The sequence below is a fragment of the Chloroflexota bacterium genome (assembly GCA_020161265.1).
Classification (GTDB): domain Bacteria; phylum Chloroflexota; class Chloroflexia; order Chloroflexales; family Herpetosiphonaceae; genus Herpetosiphon.
Genome location: JAIUOC010000003.1, coordinates 349,994 through 374,833, shown reverse-complemented (window position 1 = coordinate 374,833; position 24,840 = coordinate 349,994). Strand labels below are relative to the sequence as shown.

Genomic DNA, 24,840 nt, shown 5'->3' with positions numbered 1-24,840 from the left:
ACTTCAGATCTCAGAACTAGCACCATGTAGGAAGGAAGTCCTTGTGGCCGATGCAGCAGCGTTACTTGCACAAGCACAGACCCAATTGGCAAATGCCTTGCAGGCCTTGCGAGGTGAGGCCGCCCAACTGCGCGAGCGGCATACGGCAATTGCCCAACAAGGTCGCCAGATGTATCGAACTGCCGATGAGTTAGCGGTTCAGCGCACCTTCGCCGAGCAACTTGGCACCCCAGCGGTCGGGCGTTTGCGCCAACAAGAGGCCGAACTACGCAGCAAAATGGCCAACCTCGATGCGGAAACCAGCGCCACCGCCGAAGCCCTCAAGCGGCTCGAACAATTAATTCGCCAGATCGAAATGAGCAGCACCAGCCTCAGTGGCACGACCACAATTGGCCAACAAAATGACCCTTGGGCCTTGGCCTTACGTGGTCAAATTATCCAAGGCCGTGAAGACGAACGCTTACGCCTGGCCCGTGAAGTCCACGATGGGCCAGCCCAAGTTTTAGCGAATGTTCTGATGGGCTTGGAACATGCCATGAATTTACAGCAAAGCAATTCGCCGCAGATGGAGCCATTTTTACACGAACTGCGCAGCGCTGCCCGCCAAGGCTTGCACGAAGTTCGTGGCTTTATCGCCGATTTACGGCCAGGTGCGCTCGACCAAGGCTTCCCTACTGCCCTCGCTGACTATGTTCAAAAATACCAACAAACGACCAAGGTCAAAGTCACGATTGACCTGCTCCACTGGCCAAACCGCCTTCCGGCTGAAGCTGAGATTGTGCTCTATCGGGTAACACAAGAAGCATTGCAAAATATCCATAAACATGCTCGCAATGCCAATGTTTTGATCCGCAGTATGTTGCAAGGCAACCTGCTGATCGTCACCATCCGCGACGATGGCCCGGGCTTTGATCCACGAGAAGTTGTGCGGCGCTCTGGCAAAGAGAGTTGGGGATTGACCAGTATGCGCGAACGAGTCGCCTTACTTGGCGGAGATTTTGCAATTGCTTCGCGCCCCGGGGCTGGCACTGAAGTTACCATTCGGATTACGATCTAAGCTCATCCAGAAGGAGATACCCATGGAGCTCATTCGCGTTCTTATCATTGATGATCATCCACTGTTTCGCCAAGGCATCTGCTGGAGCCTCGGCCAAGAAAAAGATATCGAGGTGATCGGCCAGGCTGAAAATGGCGCTGAGGCCATTAAGCTCACTGAAACCCTCAGCCCTAATGTTGTGTTGCTGGATATTAATTTGCCAGGCTTAAATGGCTTGGAAGTTGCTCGCGTGCTCAAACGCCGCGCTCCCCGCATGGGCATCATTGTGTTGAGCATTCACGACGACGATGAGCAATTGTTCAACGCGATCAAGGCCGGCGCTGCCGCTTACGCTTCCAAGGAAATCGATCCCACACAGCTCGTCGGCATGATTCGCGATGTCGCCCATGGCCGCTATGTGATCAACGAAAGCGTCATGTCTAAGCCGCATGTGGCCACCCGCGTGCTCAACCAATTCCGCGAGCTTTCGAATGTTGCCAACAATAGCGAAGATACCTCGTCGATGTTTGCGCCATTGACCAGCCGCGAAATTGAAATTCTCGATTGTATTGCCCGTGGCCTCTCCAACAAAGAAATCGCCAACCAGCTGTCGATCAGCGGCCAAACCGTCAAAAACCACATCACCTCAATTCTTAGCAAGCTTCAAGTCAACGACCGCACAATGGCCGTTATTCACGCTATTCAACAAGGCTGGATCAAACTAGGCTATGATGAAAGTCGCGAAAGCCGCAGCCGCACCGCTTGACGAACCAGCCAGCTCTCGGTTAAAGTTGGCCTATCGCTGTTAATTCGCAGCCTCGCAGTAGCGAGGCTGTTCTTTTTGGAGCAGAGTAATGTCGATCGCATTTAACGACCTTGGGCGGCATGTCGCCACTATGGCCGAGGAGATCGAAGCAGCCAGCACCCGGGTGTTGCGCAGCGGTTGGTTTGTTTTGGGTCCAGAAGTTCGCGCCTTTGAAGCAGAATGGGCAGAATATTGTGGCGCACGCCATTGCATTAGCCTGGCAACTGGCACCGATGCTTTGATTTTAGGGCTACGCGCCTTGGGCTTGCAAGCGGGCGACGAAGTGTTGACCGTGGCCAACGCTGGCAGCTATACCACCTTTGCCACCCACACCGTCGGCGCAACCCCACGCTATGTCGATGTTGATCCAGCGAGCTATACGCTTGATCCGAGCCAATTGGCGGCGGCGATTACCCCACGCACCAAAGTCATTGTGCCCGTACATTTATATGGACAGGTTGCCGATCTTTCGGCAATTTTGGCGATTGCCGCCGACCACCAATTGCCAGTGCTCGAAGATTGTGCCCAAGCCCACGGGGCACGCTACCAAGGTCAGCACGTCGGCACATTCGGCGCTTTAGCCACATTTTCGTTCTACCCCACCAAAAATTTAGGAGCGTTGGGCGATGGCGGGGCCATTATCACCAACGACGATGCCTTGGCCACTCAAATCAAACAATTGCGCACCTATGGCTGGGCCAGTAAATATCAGGTAACCCTTGAAAAAGGCACTAACAGCCGCCTCGATGAACTCCAAGCAGCCATTTTGCGGGTCAAATTAGCTCATCTTGATGCCCAAAATGTCCGCCGTCAAGCCCTTGCTGCCCGTTATAACGCAGGTTTAGCCACAACTCCGCTGCAATGCCCACAACTTGATAACGCTCAGCATGTCCAGCATTTGTATGTGGTACGGGTTGCCGCCGAGCAACGCAATGCGCTGCGCCAACATTTGCAAGCAGCAGGCATCGGCAGCGACGTGCATTACCCAATCGCCGACCATCAACAGCCAGCTTGGGCCGAGCGCTACCAAGATGTGAGCTTGCCGATCACCGAAGCGCTGAGCAATGAAATTCTGTCGTTGCCATGCTACCCTGAGCTAAGCGATGCCGAAGTTGATCAGGTAATCGACTGCATTCAAGCTTTTTTCGCTGCTTAATCCCTCGCCATACGAATTAGGCAGCAGCCACCCAAGCATTCCCCGCGACTCGCTGCTGCCAAGCTTGTTCAGTCGAATTGCCAATTTAATCCAAAAGGATTAGGCTCTACCAATCATAACTACTGGATCTTCCATAAATGTACAGTACAGCCCCGCAATGATGTAGCGAGATATTGGCCAGTTTTATCCCACTCAAGCACTAATGGGATCATAATCATGCGTGCGCCAACTTCCTCAACATCAGTAATAAGCGTTGCTAGATGCTTGCCATTCTTATCCCAAAGCTGAATTTGATTATTCCATGGCGCAATTGCCAAAAAATGACTTGTAGGATGCCAAGCTAATGCCATCACGTTTGATTCCAGTTCAATATTAATTTGTTGACCATTTACTGGACGAAGCTGGATTTTTGTTTGATTTGCTTGGGCTAAAATAGTGCCATCAGGTGACCATTGAAAACAAACACCATGTTCCCATTCCCTTTGATCGCTGATCAAATCCCATTGATTAAGCATCTGACCTGCTAGATCAACGATAATAACTTCTAATTCTGTTCGGATAACTATTTGAAGCGTGGTGGGATGCCAAATAGCTTCAATTACTCGGCTATTTTGGGTAGAATTAATACTATTTTGGCTAAGCAGTTGACCATTCTTTTGCCAAATACTTAGCTCAATTTTGCGTGATTCAGTTTGATTCCACACGCCTATGCAATATTTACCACATGGCGACCACTGTAAATTATCTTTAAACTCTTGTGGTTCTGAACGATAACACAAGATCTGGTTCGTAGCATGATTCAGATCCCATAAGTGCCATGCTTCAGTTTTTATGCTATAGCTGATTAATTGAGGATAAACTGGATTCCAAGCCATCCGCGAGCCTGGAATTTTGCGTAAAAATGTATAATCCTCGTGCCATAACAAAATTTCGTTAGCCCTGATTGCAAGCATTTTCCCGTAACAAACCCACTTAATTTCCTCTACATAACTATGGCACTTTAAAAGTTTTTGCAATGATCCATCGGCATTCCAAATTGTCACATCATGTCGTTGTTGATAGTTTAATGTTGATCCAGTTGCTAATAACGCCTTGTAAGGATGCCATGCTATCGGATTTGGTGTATAGCCCCATTTTCCACACTGGACATGATATTGAAGCATTACAAATCACCTTATACTCTTATTGTGAATTTGATTATAGTTAAGGCCTAAATATGCAGCAACCAACGTGGCAAATTAACACGCATCAAGAAACATGGCAAGTGGTTTGGTATCCCGCCGCTGCCGAGCCAACAGGCAAGGGCCCATGGCTCGGCAGGCATTTGCCTCACTCCTGAGCAACAAGTTATCGTGGTGAGCCAAAATGGCCTCGTTTGGGATGTGCCTGCCGGGCGCAGCGAAATTGGTGAATCGTGGGAAGCAACCTTGCGGCGTGAAGTTGCCGAGGAAGCTTGTGCCAAGGTGCAATCTGCCCAGTTATTGGGCTTTTGCCAAAGCCAATGTCTGACAGGAGTTGAACAAGACTTAGTGCTGGTGCGAAGTTTTTGGCTAGCCCAAGTTCAAATCCAGCCATGGCAACCTCAATTTGAAATTCGCCAACGCCGGATGATCACACTTGCTGAAATTTGCGACTACCTGCCACCAGCCTTTGTGCCAGTTTATCGCCATGTGTTGCAGGTAGCCAAACTATGCAACGCAGGGTACGAAAGTTGAAACCACGAAGAACGCGAAGATCGCGAAGGTTGCTTATCCCAAAGCTCTGACCCCTGACTCCTGACATCTGATCTCTTATGTTTCTCTGCGTTAAATACTCTGCTTTTGTGTTGTATAGCGCAACTTCATCCCTCATCCCTCATAATTCATCCTTAAAGAAACGCCCCTCACCTAAAATATCTAGGCAAGGGGCGTTTTTGCTTGCGATCAGCTTAATTTAGCTGGCGATCACGTCTTGGCGAATAAATGGCATCAATGCAATTGTCAGCACTTCATCCATAGTTTCAACCGGAATCAATTGCAGATCTTGGCGCACTTTTTCAGGCAGATCAACAATATCTTTGGCGTTTTCCTTGGGCAAGATAAACGTTTTGATGCCTGCGCGATGGGCGGCTAAGGTTTTTTCTTTCAAGCCACCAATCGGCAAGACCCGCCCGCGCAAGGTGACTTCGCCTGTCATGGCAACATCGCGGCGCACCGCTCGGCCAGTCATCGCGGAGATCAACGCAATCGTTAATGTAATCCCAGCCGATGGGCCATCTTTAGGCACTGCACCCTCGGGCACGTGAATATGGATCGAATGCTCGTCGAAGTAATTTGGCTCGATGCCCAACTCTTTGGCGCGATACCGCACATACGACATGGCTGCTTGCGCCGATTCCTTCATCACATCGCCCAATTGACCAGTGAGGCGCAATTCGCCTTTGCCAGTCAATGGCAAAACTTCGAACGAAAGAATATCGCCGCCCGTTGGTGTCCAAGCAACTCCAGTCGCGACCCCAATTTGATCGGAAACTTCGGCCATGCCAAAGCTGAAATGTTCAGGTCCAAGGTAGATTGGCACATCAGCAGCGTCAATCAAGAACTTGGTTGGCTCGGCTTTTTTGGCCTTCTTACGGCGCTTCTTGCCTTCTTGTGGCGCTTCTTCATCCTGCGATTCAGCTACCTTACGGGCAATTTTGCGACACAAGGCCGCAACTTCGCGCTCAAGGTTACGCACGCCAGCTTCACGGGTATATTCGCGAATCAACTTCAAGATCGCAGCATCGGTTAATTCCAACTGGCTGCTTTCGAGGCCATGGAACTCGCGTTGCTTGGGCAACAAAAAGCCTTGAGCAATTGCTAGTTTTTCGTCCTCGGTGTAGCCGCCAATCTCGATAATTTCCATCCGGTCGCGCAGCGGCGCTGGAATTGGCTCAAGTTGGTTAGCGGTTGCCACAAACACCACTTGGCTCAAATCAAATGGAATTTCCAAATAGTGATCCGAGAACGTGTTGTTTTGCTCAGGATCAAGCACTTCTAGCAGAGCTGAAGTTGGGTCGCCACGGAAATCATTGCCAATTTTGTCGATTTCATCAAGCATAAAGACTGCTTGTCGCGATTTGGCGGTTTTCATGCCTTGAATAATCCGGCCTGGCATGGCTCCGATGTAAGTTCGGCGGTGGCCGCGAATCTCGGCCTCATCGTGTACACCACCCAGCGACTGGCGCACGAATGGGCGATCCAAGGCGCGAGCAATCGAGCGCCCAAGGCTGGTTTTACCCACGCCTGGCGGGCCGACGAAGCACAAAATTGGCGAACGCATTTTGCTGCCAGCAAGCTTGCGCACCGCCAGATATTCCAAAATTCGCTCTTTGACTTTTTCCAAGCCATAATGATCTTCATCAAGCACTTGGCGTGATTGCACCAACGAAATTGCGGCGACTTGATCGGCATTCCACGGCAAAGCAATAATCCAATCAAGGTAAGTGCGAATCACGCCAGCTTCGGGCGAATTCATGCCTTGTTGGGCGAGACGCTTAATTTCGTGCAAGGCTTGATCTTTGACATATTGCGGCGCATTCAGTTCATTGACTTTGCGGCGCAATTCATCAATTGGATCATCGCCATCGTCATCTTCGCCTAGTTCACGGCGAATGACCCGCATTTGTTCGCGCAAGAAATACTCTTTTTGGCCTTGATCGAGCACTTCTTTGGTATCAGATTGAATTTTGGCGCGGAGCCGCAACAGCTCTAATTGACGAGCCAAAATCACCTGCACCCGATTCAAACGAGCCAACGGCTCCAACTCATTCAATAATTCCAAGCGATCTTGGAACGAGAAGGCTGGGCCATAGGTCACCAAATCGGCTAAATGGCCAGGTGTCGTGATTCGGTGCACAAAGGCAACCGCTTCTTGCGGAATTTCGCCTAAATAATCGACAAATTCAGTAATTTGTTGTTTGACCGTATCCATCAAAGCATCGACTTCGATGCCTTTTGGTTCTTGATCTGGCAAGTAGCGGCAAGCTACACGATAGAAGGGATCGCTCTGAACACAATCAACAATCTCAGCGCGGGTAATCCCTTCGAGCACAATTTTTACCGTGCCATCGGGCAATTGGGAGAAATCTTCCAAGCGAGCGACCACGCCAACTTTGGGTAGTTGTTGGGGTTCGTGGCCTTTATAAGCTTCAATTTCAGCCTCAGAAACAAAGATCAACAAGACATGTTGATCGTCTTCCATGGCTTGTTCCATGGCCCGATAAGACTTGCCCTGCCCAACCTGGAGCGGCACAGTCATGTGCGGCATGATCACAATTTCGCCCAATACCACCAACGGTAAAGTGCGCTCGGTACCTGTACGAGGGCGGTCTTTTTCTCGGGTCATATCAAAAATCCCTCATTTCGTTGTGGCAGAATGGCCACACAGAGTGGGTTAAAAGCATCATAATACGTCTTTATAGTATACGCTAACTTATCTTAACGGCAAGCATCGATTGTCCTATTTTGGCGTAATCTTGCTAATTTTAATACTCTGTTAGCACAGATCCGGCACTTTCGTTGGTTTCAAATTGCAATTGATACAAACGAGCGTATGTGCCAGCTTGGGCCAAAAGTTCGCTATGGCTGCCAAGCTCGGTCACTTTGCCTGCTTCAATCACGGCAATTCGGGTGGCATTTTTGACAGTTGACAGGCGATGGGCAATTACAAACGTGGTGCGACCTTGCATCAAGCGTTCTAAGGCTTCTTGCACCAAACCTTCCGATTCGCTATCCATAGCCGATGTTGCTTCATCGAGAATTAAAATGCGCGGGTTTTTGAGCAAAGCTCGGGCAATTGCCACGCGCTGGCGTTGCCCACCAGAGAGTTTGATCCCACGTTCGCCAACGATCGATTCGTAACCACCCTCAAAATTGCTGATAAATTCGTGGGCGTTGGCAGCTTTGGCGGCTTCAATTACCGCTTCCATCGGTGCATCAAGGTTGCCATAACGAATATTATCGGCAATCGTACCGCTAAATAATAAGGTTTCTTGCGGCACAATCCCAATTTGTGAACGTAACGAGGGCAAATCGACATCGCGAATATCAAAACCATCAACCGTAATCCGCCCCGCTGTTACATCGTAAAAACGCGGAATGAGATTAACGAGGGTTGATTTGCCTGAACCACTCGGCCCGACAATCGCCATGACTTCGCCTGGCTCAACCTTGAGGTTGATGTTGCTCAAAACTGGAGTTGCGGCCTCGCCATAGTTAAACGATACATCTTCTAAATAAATTTCGCCTTCAATTGGTGGTAAGTTGATTGCATTGGTTTTGCTGGCGATTTCGGGAGCGGTATCCAAAATGCCGAATACGCGGGCAGTCGAACCAAGTGCCTCTTGCAATTGGCTATACAAACTGGTAAACGTGCCCAACGAGCCAGCAATCACGGCGGCATACAACAAGAAGGCGATTAAATCGCCAAGCTGCATTGTGCCATTTAATACTTGGCGACCGCCAAACCACAGCACAAATACCAATGCACCAAAGCCTGAAAACGAGACAATTGGCACAAACTGAGCACGGGTTTTGGTGCGGCGCATCGAGGCCGAAAACGCATGCTCAATCGCTCCGCTAAATCGCTCAACTTCGTATGGTTCACGGGCAAATGATTGGACAATGCGCACGCCGGAGATGGTTTCTTCGAGCACCGACGAGGCTTCAGCCATCCGATCTTGCACTTCGGTGGACATATTGCGAATGCGGCGACCATAGATAATCGCCAGTACAATCAACAAGGGAATCAGCAATAGGGTAATCGCAGTTAGTTGCCAACTGAGATTAATCATCATAATGAAACTACCAATAAAGGTAATGCCATTTTGCAGAAACGCGGCAACCGCATTTGTACCGATACCCTGAATCACCGTGACATCGTTGGTGACTCGCGAAGTCAATTCACCGACGCGGCGTTCGCTGAAAAAGGCCAATGACAGCCGTTGTAAATGCGAATAAACCTCAATTCGCAGGTCGGCGACTGCTCGTTCGCCAACGTAGGTCAAAAAATAGCCTTGAATATAGTTAAACACCATTTGGGCAATAAATACGCCCATCAAACCAATCGCAACGTTATCTAAGGCGGCGGTGCTTGAAGCATCTTTAACGGTTTCGACCAAATTGCGAATTGCCAATGGCATAACCAGGCCAATGCCACTTGAAACCGCCAAACACAGCAGCGCCAAGCCTAAGCGCCAACGATAGGGATAGACATATTGAAACATGCGCCGTAATTCTAAATGGCGCAAATTTCCCAATTGTTTCGGTGCTTGTGCCAGCATCACATCCATCCTTCAGCCAACAATACCCTCGTTGGCACGTATATACGTGCTTGCCCAGCAACCAGCAAGCGCTGTATGATCAATCAATCGGTTACTGATGATTGTACGTGGCTGATGGGTGATGTCAATCGCTGTGTTGGTTAGCAGATGTTACCACCAGCCGTTATTCGGTTCGGCGCGGGCGATATTGGAGCGCTTCGGCTAAATGCGCTGGTTGAATTTGCGCAAGATTGGCTAAATCGGCGATAGTTCGGGCCAATTTAAGCACGCGATGATAACTACGGGCCGAAAGTTGTAATTGTCTCATGGCGGCTTTCATCAAGCTTTGGCTGGACGAATCTAGCTCACAGGCATGGCGTAACTGGGCTGGCCCCATATCACTATTCGTCAACATATGGTGTTTGCCAAAGCGCTCGGCTTGACGTTGACGAGCTAAAACCACGCGATCACGAATTTGCTCTGATGGCTCGCTACTACGCACACTCGCAAGTTTTTCATACTCTAGGCGTGGCACTTCAATATGAATATCAATCCGATCGAGCAATGGCCCTGAGATGCGTTTTTGATAGCGGGCAATCGCGGCTGGCGGGCAAACACATTGGCGAGTGGGGTCGCTATAGTAGCCACATGGACAAGGATTCATGGCTCCTATTAGCACAAAGTTTGCCGGGAATGTCAGCGTGCCCGCTGCCCGACTGAGCACCACGGTATGATCTTCGAGTGGTTGACGGAGCACTTCGAGCACTTGTTGGCTAAATTCCGGCATTTCGTCGAGAAACAGCACCCCACGATGGGCTAGCGAAATCTCGCCTGGCTGGGGCGTGCGACCACCACCAACCAAGCCAGCATTAGAAATTGTGTGGTGCGGCGCACGAAATGGCCGAGTACGAATAAAGGGCATATCACTGGGCAACAAGCCTTTAACTGAATAAATTTTGGTCACATCTAAGGCTTCGTCGAGGCTGAGCGGTGGCAAAATTGAAGGTACGCAGCGGGCTAGTAAGGTTTTGCCAGAGCCAGGTGGGCCGCTCATCAACACATTATGTCCGCCAGCCGCAGCAACTTCTAAAGCACGTTTAACGTGTTCTTGGCCTTTGACATCGGCAAAATCGACGTTGTAGCTTAGGCTTTCGGCGGCTGGCGGCTGGCCTTCGTAGGCTTCGATGTAGCGCTCGCCATTGAGATGGGCGGCAATATCAACGATTGAACGCACTGGAATAATCGTGATGCCGCTAAGCAAGGCCGCTTCGGCTGCATCGCAATGGGGAACATAGGCGGTTTGCAAGCCTTCGCGCCGTGCAATCGTGACCATTGGTAAGATACCATCGGTGTGTCGAACCGCGCCATCAAGCGATAGTTCGCCCACAAACAAGGCTTGACTTACATCGGCAGCAATTTGGCCTGAAGCCAACAAAATGCCGACGGCAATTGGTAAATCGTAGGCTGGGCCAGCTTTGCGTAAATCGGCTGGAGCCAAATTAACGGTGAGCCGCGAATCGGGAAACGAGCCACCGCTATTACGCACTGCTGCTCGTACTCGCTCTTTGGCCTCTTGAACAGCAGTATCAGGCAAGCCGACAATTGTGAATGATGGCAGGCCGCGACTGAGATCAACTTCGACTTCAACTAACGCGCCATCTAAACCTACCACGGCGCAACTCCAAACTTTCGCCAACATAATGACACCCCCATAACAATCTGCTACCGGGAGTTAGAGCCACATGTTGGCGATTTTTGGCATGGAGTCGGCGAAATTGAGGAAAATTGCCGAAATTTAGTTGACAGCAACCCAATCGAGCTTGACCAACTTATCGGCGACGCTGTTCATATCGGCACACCGACAGGCTGGCTGGCGTTGCACAACAATTTGCCAGGCACGACAAACGGTTTGCACTGGCCAGCAATCTTGGCTTGGTACTTGATGCGCAGCACTGACATGGTTGATAATTTCTTCTGCAACCATGTAGGCATCGTTATCGTTGATGCCTTCAGCTTCGCGAACAATCACGGCTAATTGGACTATATGGCTTGCTAATTTGAGCAAGACCCCACGGCTTTTAACACGTTCGGTTTGCATGTTCTGCGATCCTTTGGCACGAAGGATTGATAGGACGTTTATGGCAAATACCACGAATGGTATGCGTAAAAATCAATAAAAATAGCGGTACGGAATGGTATCACGTACAGCTAGGCACAAATCCAACCCATTTGCTCAAGTAGTCGAATGCAAAGTAGAGCGTTGCTAAAGAGCATCATTATCTCTAAATCTTTCTCTTATTGATAGTAAAACATTCGCAGCCGAATTTCAATAGATTTTTGGCCAAATTATTATCCAAATAATAAATCGTTAATAAAATTTGATTATCCCAAGGCCAATAACTATTTGCACTAGCATTTGATAAATAGCACAATAGTTCTGATTATTATTGATAAGGAGATCAATTCATGGCCGAATTTGCTGCTGAGTTAATTCAAACTTTACGCCAAGCTCAATCGTTAGTGGTGTTAACTGGATCGGGAATTTCAGCTCCCAGCGGAATTCCGACCTATCGTAGTGCCGCCGCTGATGCCCGTTGGACGGCCTATGATCCTGATAAAGTTGCGACATTCGCGGGCTTTGAGCGTGATCCAGTTGGGGTTTTTCAGGTGTATCAAGCCATGAAACGCCAGTGTGAGGCAGCCCAACCAAATGCTGGGCATTATGCCTTGGCGCATTTGGAGCAATTGATCACGCAATTTAAGCTGTTTACCCAAAATATTGATAGTTTGCATCAGCGGGCTGGCTCAGGCCAGGTTTATGAGGTGCATGGCAGTTTGGCTCGCACAATCTGTTCGCGAGAAGGCAATTTGGTTGAAACCTGGGATGCTGAGCAGCCAATTTGCCCGGCTTGTGGCGCACCATTACGGCCTGATATTGTTTGGTTTGGCGAATTGTTGGATGCTGACATATTGCAAGCGGCCAAGCACGCCTTTGATAACAGCGACGTGGCCTTGGTAATTGGCACATCGGCGATTGTTGAGCCAATTGCTTCGTTGCCTCATCGAGCCTTGCGCCGCAAAAAAACGGTGATTGAAATTAACCCTGATATTCCGTTGCGAGGGATTGCAACTTATTCGTTGGCGGGCAGTGCTGATGAGTTGTTGCCACAATTGATTAAAGCTGTTTTTCAATAATATTTTGCTGATTTTCATCTGGCTTCGCCACCCTTCCGTCCCTCCGCCGAAGGGAAACGCAGGGGGTTTTCAGCCCCCTGCACCCCCAAATATTTAGTTTGTGGATTGTTCTTGTATTTCTAATATCTCATACTTCGCGGTCTTCGTGCTCTTCGCGGTTTCGTTTGTTCCGATCTCCAAATGTTGGTTATTGTTGCCACCAGCGCACAATTGGCCCTAAAATGTGATCAAAACGGCGATTGACCGAGGCTGTGCCTTGCAAAATTGGCTGAAAATTAACAAGCTCTTGCTGATTCCATTCATCGCGTAGTTGATCGGCGGCACGGGTTAGGTTGATTGCTAATTGCGGTTGCAGCTGTTCGCGGCTGGTATCTGCATCAACCCATGTTGGCTCGCCGCAGCGAATTAAGGCAACTGGCCGTTGTTCGCCAGCAAATTCGTAGCGCAAGGCGATTGGCAAGCACCACAAATTGCCGGTGCGGGTGGCGATATCGGCGACCCCACGAAAAAGTTGGAGCGGACGGCGATCTGGCGGTATAATCTGACCCTGCGGAAAGATCCAAACTAAAGATTGTTTGTGTTGGAGCAGGCTGCTGGCGTAGCGAATTGAGCGCAAGGCTTCGCGTGGTTCTTGGCGATTAACCGAGAAACAGCCACACCAACGAAAGAAGAAATAGCGGGCCAACTGGGCTTCTTCCATCATTAAATAGTGGTGGCGTGGGTAGACTGTGCGAAATAATTCGAACGCCAGATGCCCATCCCACCAACTTGTATGGGTAACATAGGCCAAAATTGGCTCGCGGCTGCGCAGAATGTCAGCGGTTGACCCAACATTCAGCAATACTTGATCAAAGGTTTTGCGTAATGCAGGCCGGATCAAGGCCTGATAGACCAACCAAGCTCCCAAACGATTTGGTTGAGCCGGCAAACGTGGTTGATTCTTACTAGGGCTTGGTGGCATAATTAAGCTCTCATGCTCGTGACAATCTGTCCAAATAGTAGCATAGCTAAAGGAGCTTGGAATGGCTAGCGAACGGGTGATCGTGATTGGAGCCGTCGCCGCCGGAACGAGTGCTGCCGCCAAAGCCAAACGCACCAATCCCGATTTGGATATTTGTGTATATGGCCGTGAAGCTCATGTTTCCTACTCTGCTTGTGGGTTGCCCTATTTGATTAGCGGGGCAGTTGCTGATTATCAGGCGTTAATCGCCCGTACTCCAGCTCAATTTGCCCGCGATGGCGTAACCGTCAAAACCGACCATGAAGTGATCGATCTTGATGTAGCGGCGGGGCGGGTGACCGTGCGCGATTTGGCTAACAATAGTACGTTCCACGATCATTTTGATCGTTTGGTGCTGGCAACTGGCGCGAGAGTCAATTGTCCACCAGTACGAGGGATTGAACTACAGGGGGTCTTTCGGTTACGCTCAATGCATGATGGTTTGGCGATTCAAACCTACATCAGCGAACAGCAACCCAAGCATGCTGTCGTGGTTGGTGCTGGCTATATTGGGCTAGAAATGGCCGAGGCCTTGCTCGATCGTGGGATTGGCGTAACGTTGGTCAATCGCAGCAAAACCGTGTTAAGCTCACTTGATCACGATATGAGCAGCCAGATTATTACCCGACTTGAAGCTGCGGGCGTGCAATTAGCGCTTGGTTGTGGCTTGGAAGGCCTTGAAGGCAAGCACGATCGAGTAACTCATGTGGTTGCTGGCGGTCGCGATATTCCCGCCGAATTGGTGATTATCGCCACCGGAGTGCAGCCAAATAGCGAATTGGCCCAAAGCTGTGGCGCTGAGCTTGGCGAGCATGGCGCAATCAAAATCGACCAATTAGGCCGTACTAGCGTCGATAGGGTGTATGCTGCTGGCGATTGCAGTACCGTTGATCATCGAATTCTCAATAAGCCCGTGTATTTACCACTGGGCACGACTGCCAATAAACAAGGTCGGACGCTTGGAGCCTATCTCGCAGGCCATGAGCGCCCATTTCGCGGAGTTGTGGGCACAGCAGTCACCAAATTTGCTGATTTACATATTGCCGCAACTGGATTAAGTGTTGAGCAAGCTCTCCACCATGGCTACCACGTTCGTAGCAAAATCATCCATTCAACCGATCATGCGGGGTACTACCCTAATGCTCGGCCAATAACGGTTAAGTTGGTTGCTGATGCAGCCGACGGCACATTGTTGGGTGGCCAAATTATTGGCTTCGACGATGTAGCAAAGCGGGTTGATGTGGTAGCGGTGGCACTCGCGGGAAGAATGACGGTAGATGAGTTTGCTTGGCAAGACCTGAGTTATGCACCCCCATTTTCATCGGTGTGGGACCCACTGTTGGTTGCTGCCCAAGCATTGGCTAAAGGCTAAGCTTGAAAGGACATTCTGTGAGCATCGAAACGCTTTTTGCCCATGCCCGTGCTGCCATAAGCACTGGCCGGAAGGAGGAGGGGCGCAGCTTATTAATTTCAATTATTCATGAAGACCCCGATTTTGCGCCAGCATGGCTCTGGCTCAGCGGGGTTTTGGAGGAGCCAGAAAAACGCCGTGATTGTTTGCAACGGGTGCTTGAGCTTGAGCCAACCAACGAAGCGGCGCTCATGGGCTTAGAGTTTCTGCGCTTGCAAGTCGTTGTTGATCAAACACCACCTGCTCCGCCAGTTGAAAAATCAGTCGCAGTGGTCAAACGTTTGGGCGAATATTTGGTCGAGCAAAAGTTTATTAAGCAAATTCAACTTGATGCAGCTTTAAGCGAGCAAGCCCAAGAAGCGCGTTATGGCCGAATCGTGCCACTGGGCGATATTTTGTTGCGGCGACGGTGGCTTACCACCCAAGCGCTTGGCAAGGTTCTGGAAGTGCAAAAAATGGCGCGTGCTCAGGGTGGCCACGCCAGCACAATCAATCGGTTGGGTGAACATTTGATTGAGCAAGGCCTGATTACGCGGACTCAACTTAATCAAGTCATTGCCCGTCAAGCCGATTTGAAGGTGCGCGGCCAGAATTTCCAGGTTGGCGAGTTGTTGGTGCTTTCGGGCATGCTCTCGCGCGACCAATTGCAACAAGCAATCAATGAGCAACAACATACCTTCATGAACGAGTTACCTCAACGCTAGCTTGGATGGTGTCGCAGCATTATTTTGATTCTTCGCTTCCAACGCGACCCAAAAGCTCGTTATAATACGACAGCATGGTACAAACCATGCTGTTTGTTCATTCAGCGCAAGCATCTGGGCCTCGGCTGAGATGGTTGTGAGGCAGCGAGCCAGATGAATTTGCTTATGCCATTGGGTTTAATTGGCTTAATCGCCTTGCCGATCATCGTGGTGTTGCATATGGTGCGCCAACGCCGACAGCGGCTGAAGATTCCCACTATTCGGCTGTGGGCGGCATTAACGCCACCACCTGAGCGCCAACAACGTACCTTGCCCCTAACTTTGCTGTTAGCATTACATTTGCTGGTCGCAGCTTGTTTGGCTTTGAGCCTAGCCCAACCAGCTTGGATTTTTGGAGCCGATGCGCCACGCCACCTCGTAATTATTCTTGATACAACTTCAAGTATGGCGGCCAATCGCTCATTTACTCAAGCCCAACAACAAACCGAAAATTTGATTAATGATTTGGGGCGTGATGATAGCCTCGCACTGGTTGAGTTGAATCACGAAGCGCGTTTGCTTGGCTATGGCGGCTATGCTGAACGCCAACAATTGCGTCAAATTGTGGCCGAGCTGGCTCCCGCTGGTAATAATGCCAACTTGGCCCAATCGCTGAACATTGCCACCGCCACCCTCGCCAACGATCGCCAAAACCAGCTGATTGTACTCAGCGATGGCGCGTTGCCTGCCAACAGCACGCCATTATCGGTTGCCGCCGAATTAGAATGGCGCATGCTGGGCGAAAGCACCGCCAATAGTGGCATTGTTAATTTTGCGAGCCGCCGTTTGCCCAACCAACGCAATGCCCTGTATGCCCGCGTGACCAATTTTAGCGATTTGCCTGCGGCCCGAACCTTAACCCTTTTAGTTGATGGCGAGGTTGAATCGGAGCAAAATTTGGTGATTCAGCCTGGTGGCAGCGAGGAGCGCACTTGGGAAGTTGCTAACGGTGAGCTGGCCGAATTACAACTTAGCCCCAACGATAGTTATGCCCTTGATGATCGAGCAGTGCTTGCGCTCAGCCGCTCTGGCTCGTTGCGCGTGCATTTGGCCACATTAACCCCCTCGCCACTTGAACGCATGCTGCGCAGTTTGCCCAATATCGAGTTAAGTGTTAGCCAAACCGTCAGCAATCAACGGGTGGATTTGACTGTGTTGAACGGAGTTTTGCCGCAGCAATTACCAACCAGCGCCTTGTTGATTGTCAATCCGCCGAGTGACCTACGTTTGCCAACCCAAGATAGTGTTTTGGGTGAGCAGGCCAGTAGTGCCGTCTTGGATGCCGATTTTGCAGGCATCGACCTTTCGAGTGTCCAATGGGGTGGTCGTCGCCCGATCAAGCGTGACGAGATTCCCGCAGGCTTGAGCAGTGTGATCGAAACTGATACGCAAGCGCCCTTGGTGCTGCGTGGCACATGGCAAGAGCGAGCCACCATCATTTGGCTCTTTAATCTGGATAACACCAATCTCAGCGCAAAATTGGCCTTTCCCTTATTGACAGCGGCCAGTATCGCTAAATTAACGGGTGGATCATTGCCTGAGCAACTGGCGGCTGGCAGTTTTGCTCCCAACACACCACTAACCCGCCCTGATGGCGAGGCGCAAGCGCTCGATCAGCGCCTGAATCAAGCAGGTTTGTATCGGGTCGTTGGGAGTAATCGTGGCGGGATTGCGGTCAACTTTGGCGATCCACAGGAGTCAAATCTGCAACAACAAAACCAGCCAACGATTAGCCAAAGCCCGCAACCTGAGGGCGATCGCCTACCACCGCAAGGCACGCCATTATGGCCGATGCTGGTTGGTTTGGCCTTGGCAGCGTTGATTTTCGAATGGTGGTATAGCTTTCGCTCGTAGCATTTGCTTGAAGGAGTAGCCCAATGACCGATAATCGTCAGCGCTTCAGCAATCGGGTAGCTGATTATGTCCAGTTTCGCCCAAATTACCCTAGCGAAATATTCGTGCCCTTGCAACAACACCATGGCTTTGGCCAAAACTCAGTCGTGGCCGATATTGGGGCGGGCACAGGGATTTGGAGCGAGCAACTACTCCAGCATGGGGCAACTGTCTATGCGGTTGAACCCAACGCACCGATGCGCGAAGCCAGCCTGCAACTTGCCGAGCGTTATCCCACATTCCAAGCCGTTGATGGTAGCGCCGAAGCCACGGGATTGGACGATCAGAGCGTCGATTGGATTACGGCGGCTCAGGCGTTTCACTGGTTCGAACCACAGGCGACGCGCCGCGAATGGCAACGAATTTTACAACCTGAGGGTTGGGTAGGCTTAATTTGGAACCAACGTTCGCTTGACGGCACAGCGTTTTTACAGCAATACGAAGCGCTATTACACCAATTTGGCAGCGATTACGCCAGCGTCAGGCATACCAACATCGAACCACAACGCATTGCTGATTTCTTTGGCAACCAACCAGCTTGCTATACCGCCCAAAACGCCCAATATTTTGATCAAGCTGGTTTGTTAGGCCGAGCTTTTTCCTCGTCGTATACGCCTACACCTGAGCAACCTACCTATCAACTGCTCCGCCAAGGGTTGATTGAGGCTTGGCAACAGCATCAGGTTGAAGGCAAAGTGGCCTTTTTATACACAACCACCGTGTATGTCGGGCGGTTTAGCTAGATTAAATGCAGGGCACCGATCAAATCATATCGATGCCCTGTGTTGCTGCTACAGTTTAGGAATTCGCCGAGTGCGGGCGACTTGACGAATTGCATCCAAATTGCAAATCTCGCCTACCTCAAAAACGGTTGGGGTGGTATTGGGCACAGGGCGCATATTGATGATTGGCATAAAATAGCCGGAGCGCCCATGCAACTCAGCGATAACCGCCAAGGCCAATGGAGCCAGCCCCGGCGGATTGATAATAATTGGGATTGTTTGCCAATCGGCGGTTTTCAAGCCGATGCTTTCAATCAAATCGTAAGCAACCTCAGCCAAAGGCCGCATGCGGCTCACTTGGGTATCGACAAAGCGAATTTCGGGCGTTTCATCGACCAGCGCTACAACTTGGGCAAACTGTTTATCAGTCAATGGATGCGCAAAGTTAATCAGAAGCATAGGGTTTCCTTCGTTAAATTCTACTCGAATAATATCACTTAATAATATTTAATATTTTTGCTTCAGAATCTTCATCAATAGTAGAGCCATCAAAATTAACTGAAAGAATTTGCACATTTGATGCATCTGCAAGGGCTAATTGAGATTTCCCAGGTTGTTCTGTAATAATTAGAATCTTATTTGAATAAATACCTAAGTGTAAACCCGTTGTATTAAGTTGTCTTATACCTTCAATTTTTTTACCTTTTTCTCCGCATTTCACTTCAATAATACCAAAATGATTACCCTTACGATAAATTACATCTAAATCTATCTGTCCTGAGAAAGAACGTACAGCTGATAATATTTCAATATTATTCTTTTCCAGAATACCTATAACTGCTTCTTCAAAAGGCTCTTTTACTTTCTCGATAGACCAATTTTCTAAGCCTAAATGAACATCTAGCCAATCCTCTAGTGCTATACAAGGTGGTATAGAATCTTCTTTTATGAGATGGAATTCAAAATCTTTCCAAGCATATGTATACAACTTACTTTTGCCTGCTTCGCTCTCAAGATAAACCACAGGAAAGTTGTATTTTCGTGCCACCTGGGCAGCGGCAAATGACATCGGTTTTGTTCCACCAGTAACATTAAAGTAAATCTCATTACCTGCGCTGAAATTAGAAATACCTTCCTCTATCTGTCGGGTAATCTTTGAGATATCATAAGAATCCGTACATATAATTTCAGTTTCAATATTTTTGGATCTTAGAAGCGCCGCAGTATTATTAGCTTGTTTGACTGTTCCACCAGTATAAATAAGCAATGCTAAATCTGGTTTAAGGTGATAGATAGGAATAAGGTTCGGCAAAGGTTGGGCACCAACTAGCGATAAAAGAATTTTCATCGATGACTCCTTAAGTGAAAATAAAAATTAATGAAAAACCTTTTTAACTCATCATCAAAAGCGCTCTTATTTTTTATTCAAACGTTGAAGTAGGGCTTCGATTTGTTGCTCGTTCTTACACATTTCCCCAAGTTTCATCCGGCCATAGCCGCTTGATGTTTTTGCGCCAATACCCATATGCGTCAGGCCATTAGCGAGCAGGGTGCGGGCGGCATTACACCAATTCGGGTCTCCGCTGAGTGCTACTAAATAGTGACCAGTTGCGCTAAGAAACGGAATAATATCTGGGCTATCCCAATCCGCTGGCGGGGTTGAATTGCCTTGATAATACGTAGGATGATGCACAGTAATCACATCCGAATGCAATGGACCACCAGCCTGAGCCGTATTAGGAATATACAAAGCATCGTAAAAGCTAACGCAGCCACTTAGCTCGGTTGTGCCAAATAATTCGCGATGAAATTTTCCACCCTTAGCCCAATCGTTGAGGGTATCAGCGTTGGCTGGGCTTTGGCCAAGGCGTTGGTGAGCGAAGCTCGATGCCAAGCCTTTCAAGCCACTGCCTGGAATGTAAGGCAAGCCGTAGGTGCGCTGCAAGGCAATAGCGTTTTCGAGCACACTTTCGGCTCCCAGCCCCACGACCATACGGCCCTCGACGGTCGCCTTCAACAAACAAATCTCAGGAATCCCCTTTAATGTGTTCAACCAACGGGTAAAAAATGCTCGATAGAGTTTAGAGTTATGCATGTGATGTGCAATTTTGGTAACATCGGCGAAATGCTTTGGTTTGAAATTCCCATCATCGTTTGATTGATCAGATAAATAACGATCTAGCCATAAGCCTGCATTACAATCACTAGGCCTATCTTTTGTTGAAATATGCTCATATTTAACCTCTAAACGACTGCTTCTCATGCTTCAGCTCCCTGCTCATCATCAAGTTGATCAGTTGGATCAACATCAAGTACACTTTGAGCAAAGCGCTTATACCATAAAAGTGCATCAAGCACCTGTTGGGTTAGATACATATAATTTGATAGGGGTTGTTGGATACTATATTGAACAAGATCATTTGTATCTATGTTTATTGTTTTTGCAAGATGGCTTAGGAATAAACTAAATTCATCTTCTTTGCCAGTTTTATTTTTCTTACTCCGTGAACTAATAAATGCCAATGCTTGCGTTAAGCCAGCAGTTCTAATTAATATAGGCAATTTATGTGCTATGACCCCGTAGCGTTTGCGGTTTTTTTTGTACACCAGTGTGTTTTTTTCATCTGACTTAATATCCGGTTTTGGATATTTTTCTAGAACTTCTTCAATATGAGCATACGCTGAAGCAGCATATTGTTGATCACGAGTTTGAAAGACTGAATTACTCATTGTGCTGCTCCTATTTCACAATCACGCGACAAATGCCACGCCCAACGGTGGCCTTGCCCCCAAGCTGAATTGGTTTTTGCCACAGGCGTGGTAGCTCAGTCTTAATGCTGTCTCCTACGTCTGTTTTTGAGGCTGGCGGAGCAATCAACATCAAGCCAGTCAAAATCGATTCGGCAGGCAAGGCTTCTTCATACCAAAGTTGACCATCGGCAACTGTTTTGGTCTCATCGTTGAGCCGAATCCGAGCAGTTATTTCGGTCGTTGTATTCAGAAGGAAACTAAATACATCATCATTGACGATGCAGAAACGCTCGACAAACATGGGTTGCCACTCTGGTAAATCGCCAAAAATACGCTCTTTGAGCCAATCAGCCCATTGGGTCACTAGCTCAGCTTGATCTGCTTGATATTCAAAATCTAAATCTTCTAAATAAATATCCTTGTGCTTTTCTGATTTTGGCAAGTTTGATTTAAGTGCTGATCCGGCAACGACAAGGCATTGCTCGACATCAGGGTTTTCGATCCAGCTCGGTGGGGTGTTTTCAGTAAAAAGATTTTTGATTTCGCGGGCAAGGCGATTGAGAATGTAGGGCGAGGTAACCCATGCGAAGGTGCCATACAAGCTGCGCACCGGCATGCACAACAAGCGCAGATCAGAAAATTGAACGTAGCCAGCGTTACCAGTAGCGTTATCTGATGCAGTTCCAAAGATTTCGTCTTTACGAGCACCATCGTAACTATCGCGCAACGGGCCTTTGAGCGATGAACCAGGCAAATAGGGCAAGTTGGTGGCTTTTTCACGGGCAATCGGCAAATCAATAACTCCAGCGCCTTGGCCAGTGCCAGCATGAAGTGGTGAAAGCGCATGCACAAAAACGAGTTTGGTGGTCATTATCGTAGCTCCTTCGCAAGATAGGCTAAAAATGCTTTGAGAACAGTATTTTTTACCTAGTAACAGTAGATTATTTCGGCATTTTTTTATCAAGATAAGCTAAAAATGATTCAAGGATATTGCCTTTTACCTCACTAATACCTATATCAATTTTTTCATCTTCTTCCAACAAAAACCTAAGATCTTCTGATTTTGGAGATATAGGATGGCCACTAGCCTTCAGTGCTAGCTCCATTTTTGGCGCTAGTTCACTTCCTGATAAAATAAATGCTAACCCTATGCTATCTCCATTTGTACATTGGAAGGTTTTTAAGATAAGTGGGCTGGCTAAACGCTCATTATCTTTTGTTGAATCATTGGGATTTACTAATCCAAGAGTTGTAGGACGAGGATCTAAATCTTTCCTATTAGATCCATATCTATTACCTTTAAACTGAAAAATGATTGGTAATCCAAACTGGGCACGAGGGAATGCCTTGATTATCTTATACTGCGGATTTGCTTGAACATTATCTGGATTATGATGCTTAAGATATTGTTTTGTAATTCTACGAATCTGATTTGGTTCAGGCCAAAGACTTGTTCCATCAGTATTTTTTGCTTGCCGAAAATATTTCAATTGTTCTATCAAATCCCTCCACATTCCAAATAAACCTTGTTTTTTTGTTTTATAAAAGATCATAAATCGAATAGGGTTATTAATATTTAGTTGAGGCAATTTTTCATGCAGATATGTTAGTACACTGTAATTTTCAAAATTTTTAATAAGCCATTGTCTGAAATCCTTTATAGTTTTAGGATATGTAAGATTATCAAGTCTTTTGATCGAACCAAATCCACGTCGGGTACGACCACCAACTCCACCAAATGTCTCCCATGCCCATAATGCAGATTGAATTTCAAGTTCAAAACTTTCGTGATATGTAATCTCTAAATCAAAATGGATATTATGGGTAAGTTTTTTAATGCGCTTATCTTGTTTGTTATCTTTTATCTCTTGTGCTTCCTCAGTAGTTGGTTGTAGTGGGAATACTGCATATCTAGGAATAGGATTGTTTCGAGTTATAGTGACTGAGTACTTACCATCTTTTTTTATGACTTCGTATGGAGTAATTTCATACTTCTTTTTTTCATTTTGAGTATGAATAACCTCAGTAACGTTAATTTGCACCGATCTAAAAAGTTGTCGATTTTTCTTCGAATCACTATTTGTATTAGCACTACCCCAAATCTCAGCCTCTTTTGCCCGTAAATCATCAATTGAGCTATAGCCGCCGCCGCGAATAGCTCGCCACCAAAAGCGCAATTGGCCGCGAATGCCACTAGCACGAATAGGCGTGATTGGGTCATTCACTCCAGCCTCGATGCCGCCACCAAATAATGGGGTGATCAGCTTGTAGCTGCGGGTTTCGGTGATATAGGTATGTTCGCCAACAGTAAATTGATTGGGTAATTGATAATTTTCCAGATCCGGTGCATCAATAGTTGGTTTACGATTCATTTGGTTACCCCCTTAATTTCAGCGAACGTCCCATCCCAAACTCCGAGCACTGCTAACCCAAAGCCATCGCGGCGATCTTGGTCGGCATCGCTAATACAACGCATCCAATAGTTGCGAACCCAAGCTTCAATTGCAGGTTTTTCGCCTACTAGCGAGAGGAAAAAGACTGTGCCAGCAGGAGCTAGGCGGCGAGTTGGTTTAGCGCCACGTGCTGCTAAATCCCAGCCTGAAATAACTTGAGCACGCTTGATCGCGATTGCTGCAAGTGTTGGCTGCACCCCATCAACCTCGCGACAAAGCCAAGTTGGGCGATAGCCATGTTCAAACATCGCTGGGGTGAGCAGAATTACGCGACAGGCGTTGGCTTCTACGATTGCGTCGAGAATAGCTTGATCGCATGCTGGTAAGTTATGATTGGTTGTTGCCCAATGAGCCAAACGGCGTTCGCCGCCCAAGGGGGCAATGCTTGGCTGTGGAATGCTTAAACCAGTTATATCGCGGTAATCGGCGTGCACATATAATGCCAAACGCCGCGCTTCTGCTAATTGTTGCTCGTTGGTTTGGGTAAAACTTAGGCCACGGGTTTGAAATAAGCGGCCATCTTCAGCACTTTGGCTCTCACTATCAATCTGTACATGCGTTCGTTGATCAATTGGTAAGCCTTTAATTCCCAAATCTCCCATGGCGATTGTCTTGGGGTTTGAGGCTTGAGGATTGGTCTTATTGATCAATCCTTCAGGATCTTGCAACCATTGCAGAAAATGCTTCCAATACCAAAATTGCGGTTGCTCTTTGGCTGGCTTACGTGGATCAGCTTTGACTAAACCAACCAAGCCAAGTTCATTAAAATCGCAGACGAACCCTTCAGGAACCTGAATTGGCATCAAGCGGCAGAGCCAAGGTCGAGTTGCGGGTGATTGTTGATTGTCGGATTCTTGGGCCTCGGTTTTGGCCTCAGGCTCAAATAACAGTGCATCGGCAGGTGCAGCACATAGGAATTCAGGCTCATTTTTTTCTTTGTTTGGATTGGGCAATTTGAATAGCAATGGTCCATAAATTTTTATTTGTTTAAGCAGATCAAGCTTAGGTTGATTAGGTTTACCATTATCAAGGGTAAGCCGCATATTTGTTGCATAGGCGGTTTGGGATCGAATAACCCCAGCCAAAACTGATGGTGGTGGAAACGACTGGGTATAGGCGCGTGCTCCTAGTGTATTGTTAAACGGTCGGCCATCGCGCACAATCAACGGGTCACGCGGCTCGATCAGCCACGCTTGCTGAGTTGTAGTTTCAGCGTTGGTTGGTTGATCTGAGTTTGCCTCAACTTGAATTGAATTATCCGACTCAATTGTTGGTTCAGCTATTTGATCAATGGTTGGTGTTAGCAATGTTTGCTCAACCAATTGGATATTGCTGCTGTTTTGCCTTTTGGCTTGTTGCTTTTGCTTAGAACGTTCTCGGCGTGTAGTCATAGCA

General features: G+C 48.2%; 22 protein-coding genes. 9 read left to right on the top strand and 13 right to left on the bottom strand.

Annotated elements, in window-relative coordinates:
- Positions 1-43 precede the first annotated feature (43 nt).
- The 3 genes from LCH85_08890 (at position 44) to LCH85_08880 (ending at position 2,997) form a co-directional block, all read left to right on the top strand.
- Positions 44-1,057: a sensor histidine kinase gene (locus LCH85_08890; protein MCA0352098.1), complete on the top strand. Its 1,014-nt coding sequence runs from the start codon at positions 44-46 to the stop codon at positions 1,055-1,057.
- A gap of 22 nt (positions 1,058-1,079) precedes the next feature.
- A complete protein-coding gene (locus LCH85_08885) occupies positions 1,080-1,802 on the top strand; it encodes a response regulator transcription factor (GenBank protein ID MCA0352097.1) in 723 nt (240 codons plus the stop codon).
- 88 nt (positions 1,803-1,890) lie between these two features.
- A complete protein-coding gene (locus LCH85_08880; protein MCA0352096.1) occupies positions 1,891-2,997 on the top strand; it encodes a DegT/DnrJ/EryC1/StrS family aminotransferase in 1,107 nt (368 codons plus the stop codon).
- 119 nt (positions 2,998-3,116) lie between these two features.
- On the opposite strand, the gene LCH85_08875 is transcribed toward LCH85_08880, so the two are convergent.
- On the bottom strand, positions 3,117-4,160 hold the full coding sequence (locus tag LCH85_08875) for a WD40 repeat domain-containing protein (protein ID MCA0352095.1): 1,044 nt from the start codon (positions 4,158-4,160) through the stop codon (positions 3,117-3,119).
- 120 nt (positions 4,161-4,280) lie between these two features.
- Here LCH85_08875 and LCH85_08870 point away from each other — a divergent pair, with 120 nt between their 5' ends.
- On the top strand, positions 4,281-4,712 hold the full coding sequence (locus LCH85_08870) for an NUDIX domain-containing protein (protein ID MCA0352094.1): 432 nt from the start codon (positions 4,281-4,283) through the stop codon (positions 4,710-4,712).
- Between the two features lie 217 nt (positions 4,713-4,929).
- On the opposite strand, the gene lon is transcribed toward LCH85_08870, so the two are convergent.
- From lon to LCH85_08850, 4 genes are all read right to left on the bottom strand, one after another.
- On the bottom strand, positions 4,930-7,362 hold the full coding sequence (gene lon, locus LCH85_08865) for an endopeptidase La (protein ID MCA0352093.1): 2,433 nt from the start codon (positions 7,360-7,362) through the stop codon (positions 4,930-4,932).
- Positions 7,363-7,501: 139 nt separating this feature from the next.
- Positions 7,502-9,298 (bottom strand): ATP-binding cassette domain-containing protein, encoded by a 1,797-nt coding sequence (locus LCH85_08860; protein ID MCA0352092.1) that lies wholly within the window; start codon positions 9,296-9,298, stop codon positions 7,502-7,504.
- A gap of 163 nt (positions 9,299-9,461) precedes the next feature.
- On the bottom strand, positions 9,462-10,976 hold the full coding sequence (locus LCH85_08855) for a YifB family Mg chelatase-like AAA ATPase (protein ID MCA0352091.1): 1,515 nt from the start codon (positions 10,974-10,976) through the stop codon (positions 9,462-9,464).
- Between the two features lie 96 nt (positions 10,977-11,072).
- On the bottom strand, positions 11,073-11,375 hold the full coding sequence (locus LCH85_08850) for a hypothetical protein (GenBank protein MCA0352090.1): 303 nt from the start codon (positions 11,373-11,375) through the stop codon (positions 11,073-11,075).
- A 368-nt stretch (positions 11,376-11,743) separates the two neighbouring features.
- Here LCH85_08850 and LCH85_08845 point away from each other — a divergent pair, with 368 nt between their 5' ends.
- Complete coding sequence (locus tag LCH85_08845) at positions 11,744-12,472, top strand: NAD-dependent protein deacylase (GenBank protein MCA0352089.1); 729 nt, start codon at positions 11,744-11,746, stop codon at positions 12,470-12,472.
- 187 nt (positions 12,473-12,659) lie between these two features.
- Here the strand turns inward: LCH85_08845 and LCH85_08840 are convergent, their stop codons facing one another.
- Positions 12,660-13,433 carry a lysophospholipid acyltransferase family protein gene (locus LCH85_08840; protein MCA0352088.1) on the bottom strand — a complete coding sequence of 258 codons (774 nt, stop codon included), beginning with the start codon at positions 13,431-13,433 and terminating at the stop codon, positions 12,660-12,662.
- 61 nt (positions 13,434-13,494) lie between these two features.
- Between LCH85_08840 and LCH85_08835 the strand changes: the two genes are divergently transcribed.
- The 4 genes from LCH85_08835 to LCH85_08820 all read left to right on the top strand — a co-directional run bounded on the left by LCH85_08835 (position 13,495) and on the right by LCH85_08820 (position 18,262).
- The gene (locus LCH85_08835) at positions 13,495-14,844 is read left to right on the top strand and encodes a CoA-disulfide reductase (protein MCA0352087.1); all 1,350 of its coding nucleotides are present in this window, start codon (positions 13,495-13,497) and stop codon (positions 14,842-14,844) included.
- 17 nt (positions 14,845-14,861) lie between these two features.
- Positions 14,862-15,587 (top strand): hypothetical protein, encoded by a 726-nt coding sequence (locus LCH85_08830; protein MCA0352086.1) that lies wholly within the window; start codon positions 14,862-14,864, stop codon positions 15,585-15,587.
- Between the two features lie 153 nt (positions 15,588-15,740).
- Positions 15,741-17,480, top strand: a complete 1,740-nt coding sequence (locus LCH85_08825) for a BatA domain-containing protein (protein MCA0352085.1) — start codon at positions 15,741-15,743, stop codon at positions 17,478-17,480.
- Between the two features lie 23 nt (positions 17,481-17,503).
- The gene (locus LCH85_08820; GenBank protein ID MCA0352084.1) at positions 17,504-18,262 is read left to right on the top strand and encodes a class I SAM-dependent methyltransferase; all 759 of its coding nucleotides are present in this window, start codon (positions 17,504-17,506) and stop codon (positions 18,260-18,262) included.
- A 48-nt stretch (positions 18,263-18,310) separates the two neighbouring features.
- On the opposite strand, the gene LCH85_08815 is transcribed toward LCH85_08820, so the two are convergent.
- The 7 genes from LCH85_08815 to LCH85_08785 form a co-directional block, all read right to left on the bottom strand.
- Entirely contained in the window at positions 18,311-18,700 is a 390-nt protein-coding gene (locus LCH85_08815; protein ID MCA0352083.1) for a hypothetical protein, read from the bottom strand.
- Between the two features lie 34 nt (positions 18,701-18,734).
- The gene (locus tag LCH85_08810) at positions 18,735-19,589 is read right to left on the bottom strand and encodes a DUF6293 family protein (GenBank protein MCA0352082.1); all 855 of its coding nucleotides are present in this window, start codon (positions 19,587-19,589) and stop codon (positions 18,735-18,737) included.
- A 66-nt stretch (positions 19,590-19,655) separates the two neighbouring features.
- Entirely contained in the window at positions 19,656-20,336 is a 681-nt protein-coding gene (cmr6, locus tag LCH85_08805) for a type III-B CRISPR module RAMP protein Cmr6 (protein MCA0352081.1), read from the bottom strand.
- Positions 20,337-20,500: 164 nt separating this feature from the next.
- On the bottom strand, positions 20,501-20,971 hold the full coding sequence (cmr5, locus tag LCH85_08800; GenBank protein ID MCA0352080.1) for a type III-B CRISPR module-associated protein Cmr5: 471 nt from the start codon (positions 20,969-20,971) through the stop codon (positions 20,501-20,503).
- 10 nt (positions 20,972-20,981) lie between these two features.
- Entirely contained in the window at positions 20,982-21,863 is an 882-nt protein-coding gene (gene cmr4 / locus LCH85_08795) for a type III-B CRISPR module RAMP protein Cmr4 (protein MCA0352079.1), read from the bottom strand.
- A gap of 70 nt (positions 21,864-21,933) precedes the next feature.
- Positions 21,934-23,364 (bottom strand): type III-B CRISPR module RAMP protein Cmr1, encoded by a 1,431-nt coding sequence (gene cmr1 / locus LCH85_08790; protein ID MCA0352078.1) that lies wholly within the window; start codon positions 23,362-23,364, stop codon positions 21,934-21,936.
- Positions 23,361-24,836, bottom strand: a complete 1,476-nt coding sequence (locus tag LCH85_08785; GenBank protein MCA0352077.1) for a type III-B CRISPR module-associated protein Cmr3 — start codon at positions 24,834-24,836, stop codon at positions 23,361-23,363. The genes cmr1 and LCH85_08785 overlap by 4 nt, the downstream gene beginning before the upstream one ends.
- Positions 24,837-24,840 lie beyond the last annotated feature (4 nt).

What these genes read in the sequence shown, in the direction of transcription:
- LCH85_08845 (MCA0352089.1), top strand. Translation starts at nt 11,744, where the DNA reads ATGGCCGAATTTGCTGCTGAGTTAATTCAAACTTTACGCCAAGCTCAA.
- LCH85_08850 (MCA0352090.1), bottom strand. Translation starts at nt 11,375, where the DNA reads ATGCAAACCGAACGTGTTAAAAGCCGTGGGGTCTTGCTCAAATTAGCA.
- cmr4 (MCA0352079.1), bottom strand. Translation starts at nt 21,863, where the DNA reads ATGACCACCAAACTCGTTTTTGTGCATGCGCTTTCACCACTTCATGCT.
- LCH85_08860 (MCA0352092.1), bottom strand. Translation starts at nt 9,298, where the DNA reads ATGCTGGCACAAGCACCGAAACAATTGGGAAATTTGCGCCATTTAGAA.
- lon (MCA0352093.1), bottom strand. Translation starts at nt 7,362, where the DNA reads ATGACCCGAGAAAAAGACCGCCCTCGTACAGGTACCGAGCGCACTTTA.
- LCH85_08875 (MCA0352095.1), bottom strand. Translation starts at nt 4,160, where the DNA reads ATGCTTCAATATCATGTCCAGTGTGGAAAATGGGGCTATACACCAAAT.
- LCH85_08815 (MCA0352083.1), bottom strand. Translation starts at nt 18,700, where the DNA reads ATGCTTCTGATTAACTTTGCGCATCCATTGACTGATAAACAGTTTGCC.
- LCH85_08810 (MCA0352082.1), bottom strand. Translation starts at nt 19,589, where the DNA reads ATGAAAATTCTTTTATCGCTAGTTGGTGCCCAACCTTTGCCGAACCTT.
- LCH85_08880 (MCA0352096.1), top strand. Translation starts at nt 1,891, where the DNA reads ATGTCGATCGCATTTAACGACCTTGGGCGGCATGTCGCCACTATGGCC.
- LCH85_08825 (MCA0352085.1), top strand. Translation starts at nt 15,741, where the DNA reads ATGAATTTGCTTATGCCATTGGGTTTAATTGGCTTAATCGCCTTGCCG.
- LCH85_08885 (MCA0352097.1), top strand. Translation starts at nt 1,080, where the DNA reads ATGGAGCTCATTCGCGTTCTTATCATTGATGATCATCCACTGTTTCGC.
- LCH85_08785 (MCA0352077.1), bottom strand. Translation starts at nt 24,836, where the DNA reads ATGACTACACGCCGAGAACGTTCTAAGCAAAAGCAACAAGCCAAAAGG.
- LCH85_08835 (MCA0352087.1), top strand. Translation starts at nt 13,495, where the DNA reads ATGGCTAGCGAACGGGTGATCGTGATTGGAGCCGTCGCCGCCGGAACG.
- LCH85_08855 (MCA0352091.1), bottom strand. Translation starts at nt 10,976, where the DNA reads ATGTTGGCGAAAGTTTGGAGTTGCGCCGTGGTAGGTTTAGATGGCGCG.
- LCH85_08840 (MCA0352088.1), bottom strand. Translation starts at nt 13,433, where the DNA reads ATGCCACCAAGCCCTAGTAAGAATCAACCACGTTTGCCGGCTCAACCA.
- LCH85_08820 (MCA0352084.1), top strand. Translation starts at nt 17,504, where the DNA reads ATGACCGATAATCGTCAGCGCTTCAGCAATCGGGTAGCTGATTATGTC.
- cmr6 (MCA0352081.1), bottom strand. Translation starts at nt 20,336, where the DNA reads ATGCATAACTCTAAACTCTATCGAGCATTTTTTACCCGTTGGTTGAAC.
- cmr5 (MCA0352080.1), bottom strand. Translation starts at nt 20,971, where the DNA reads ATGAGTAATTCAGTCTTTCAAACTCGTGATCAACAATATGCTGCTTCA.
- cmr1 (MCA0352078.1), bottom strand. Translation starts at nt 23,364, where the DNA reads ATGAATCGTAAACCAACTATTGATGCACCGGATCTGGAAAATTATCAA.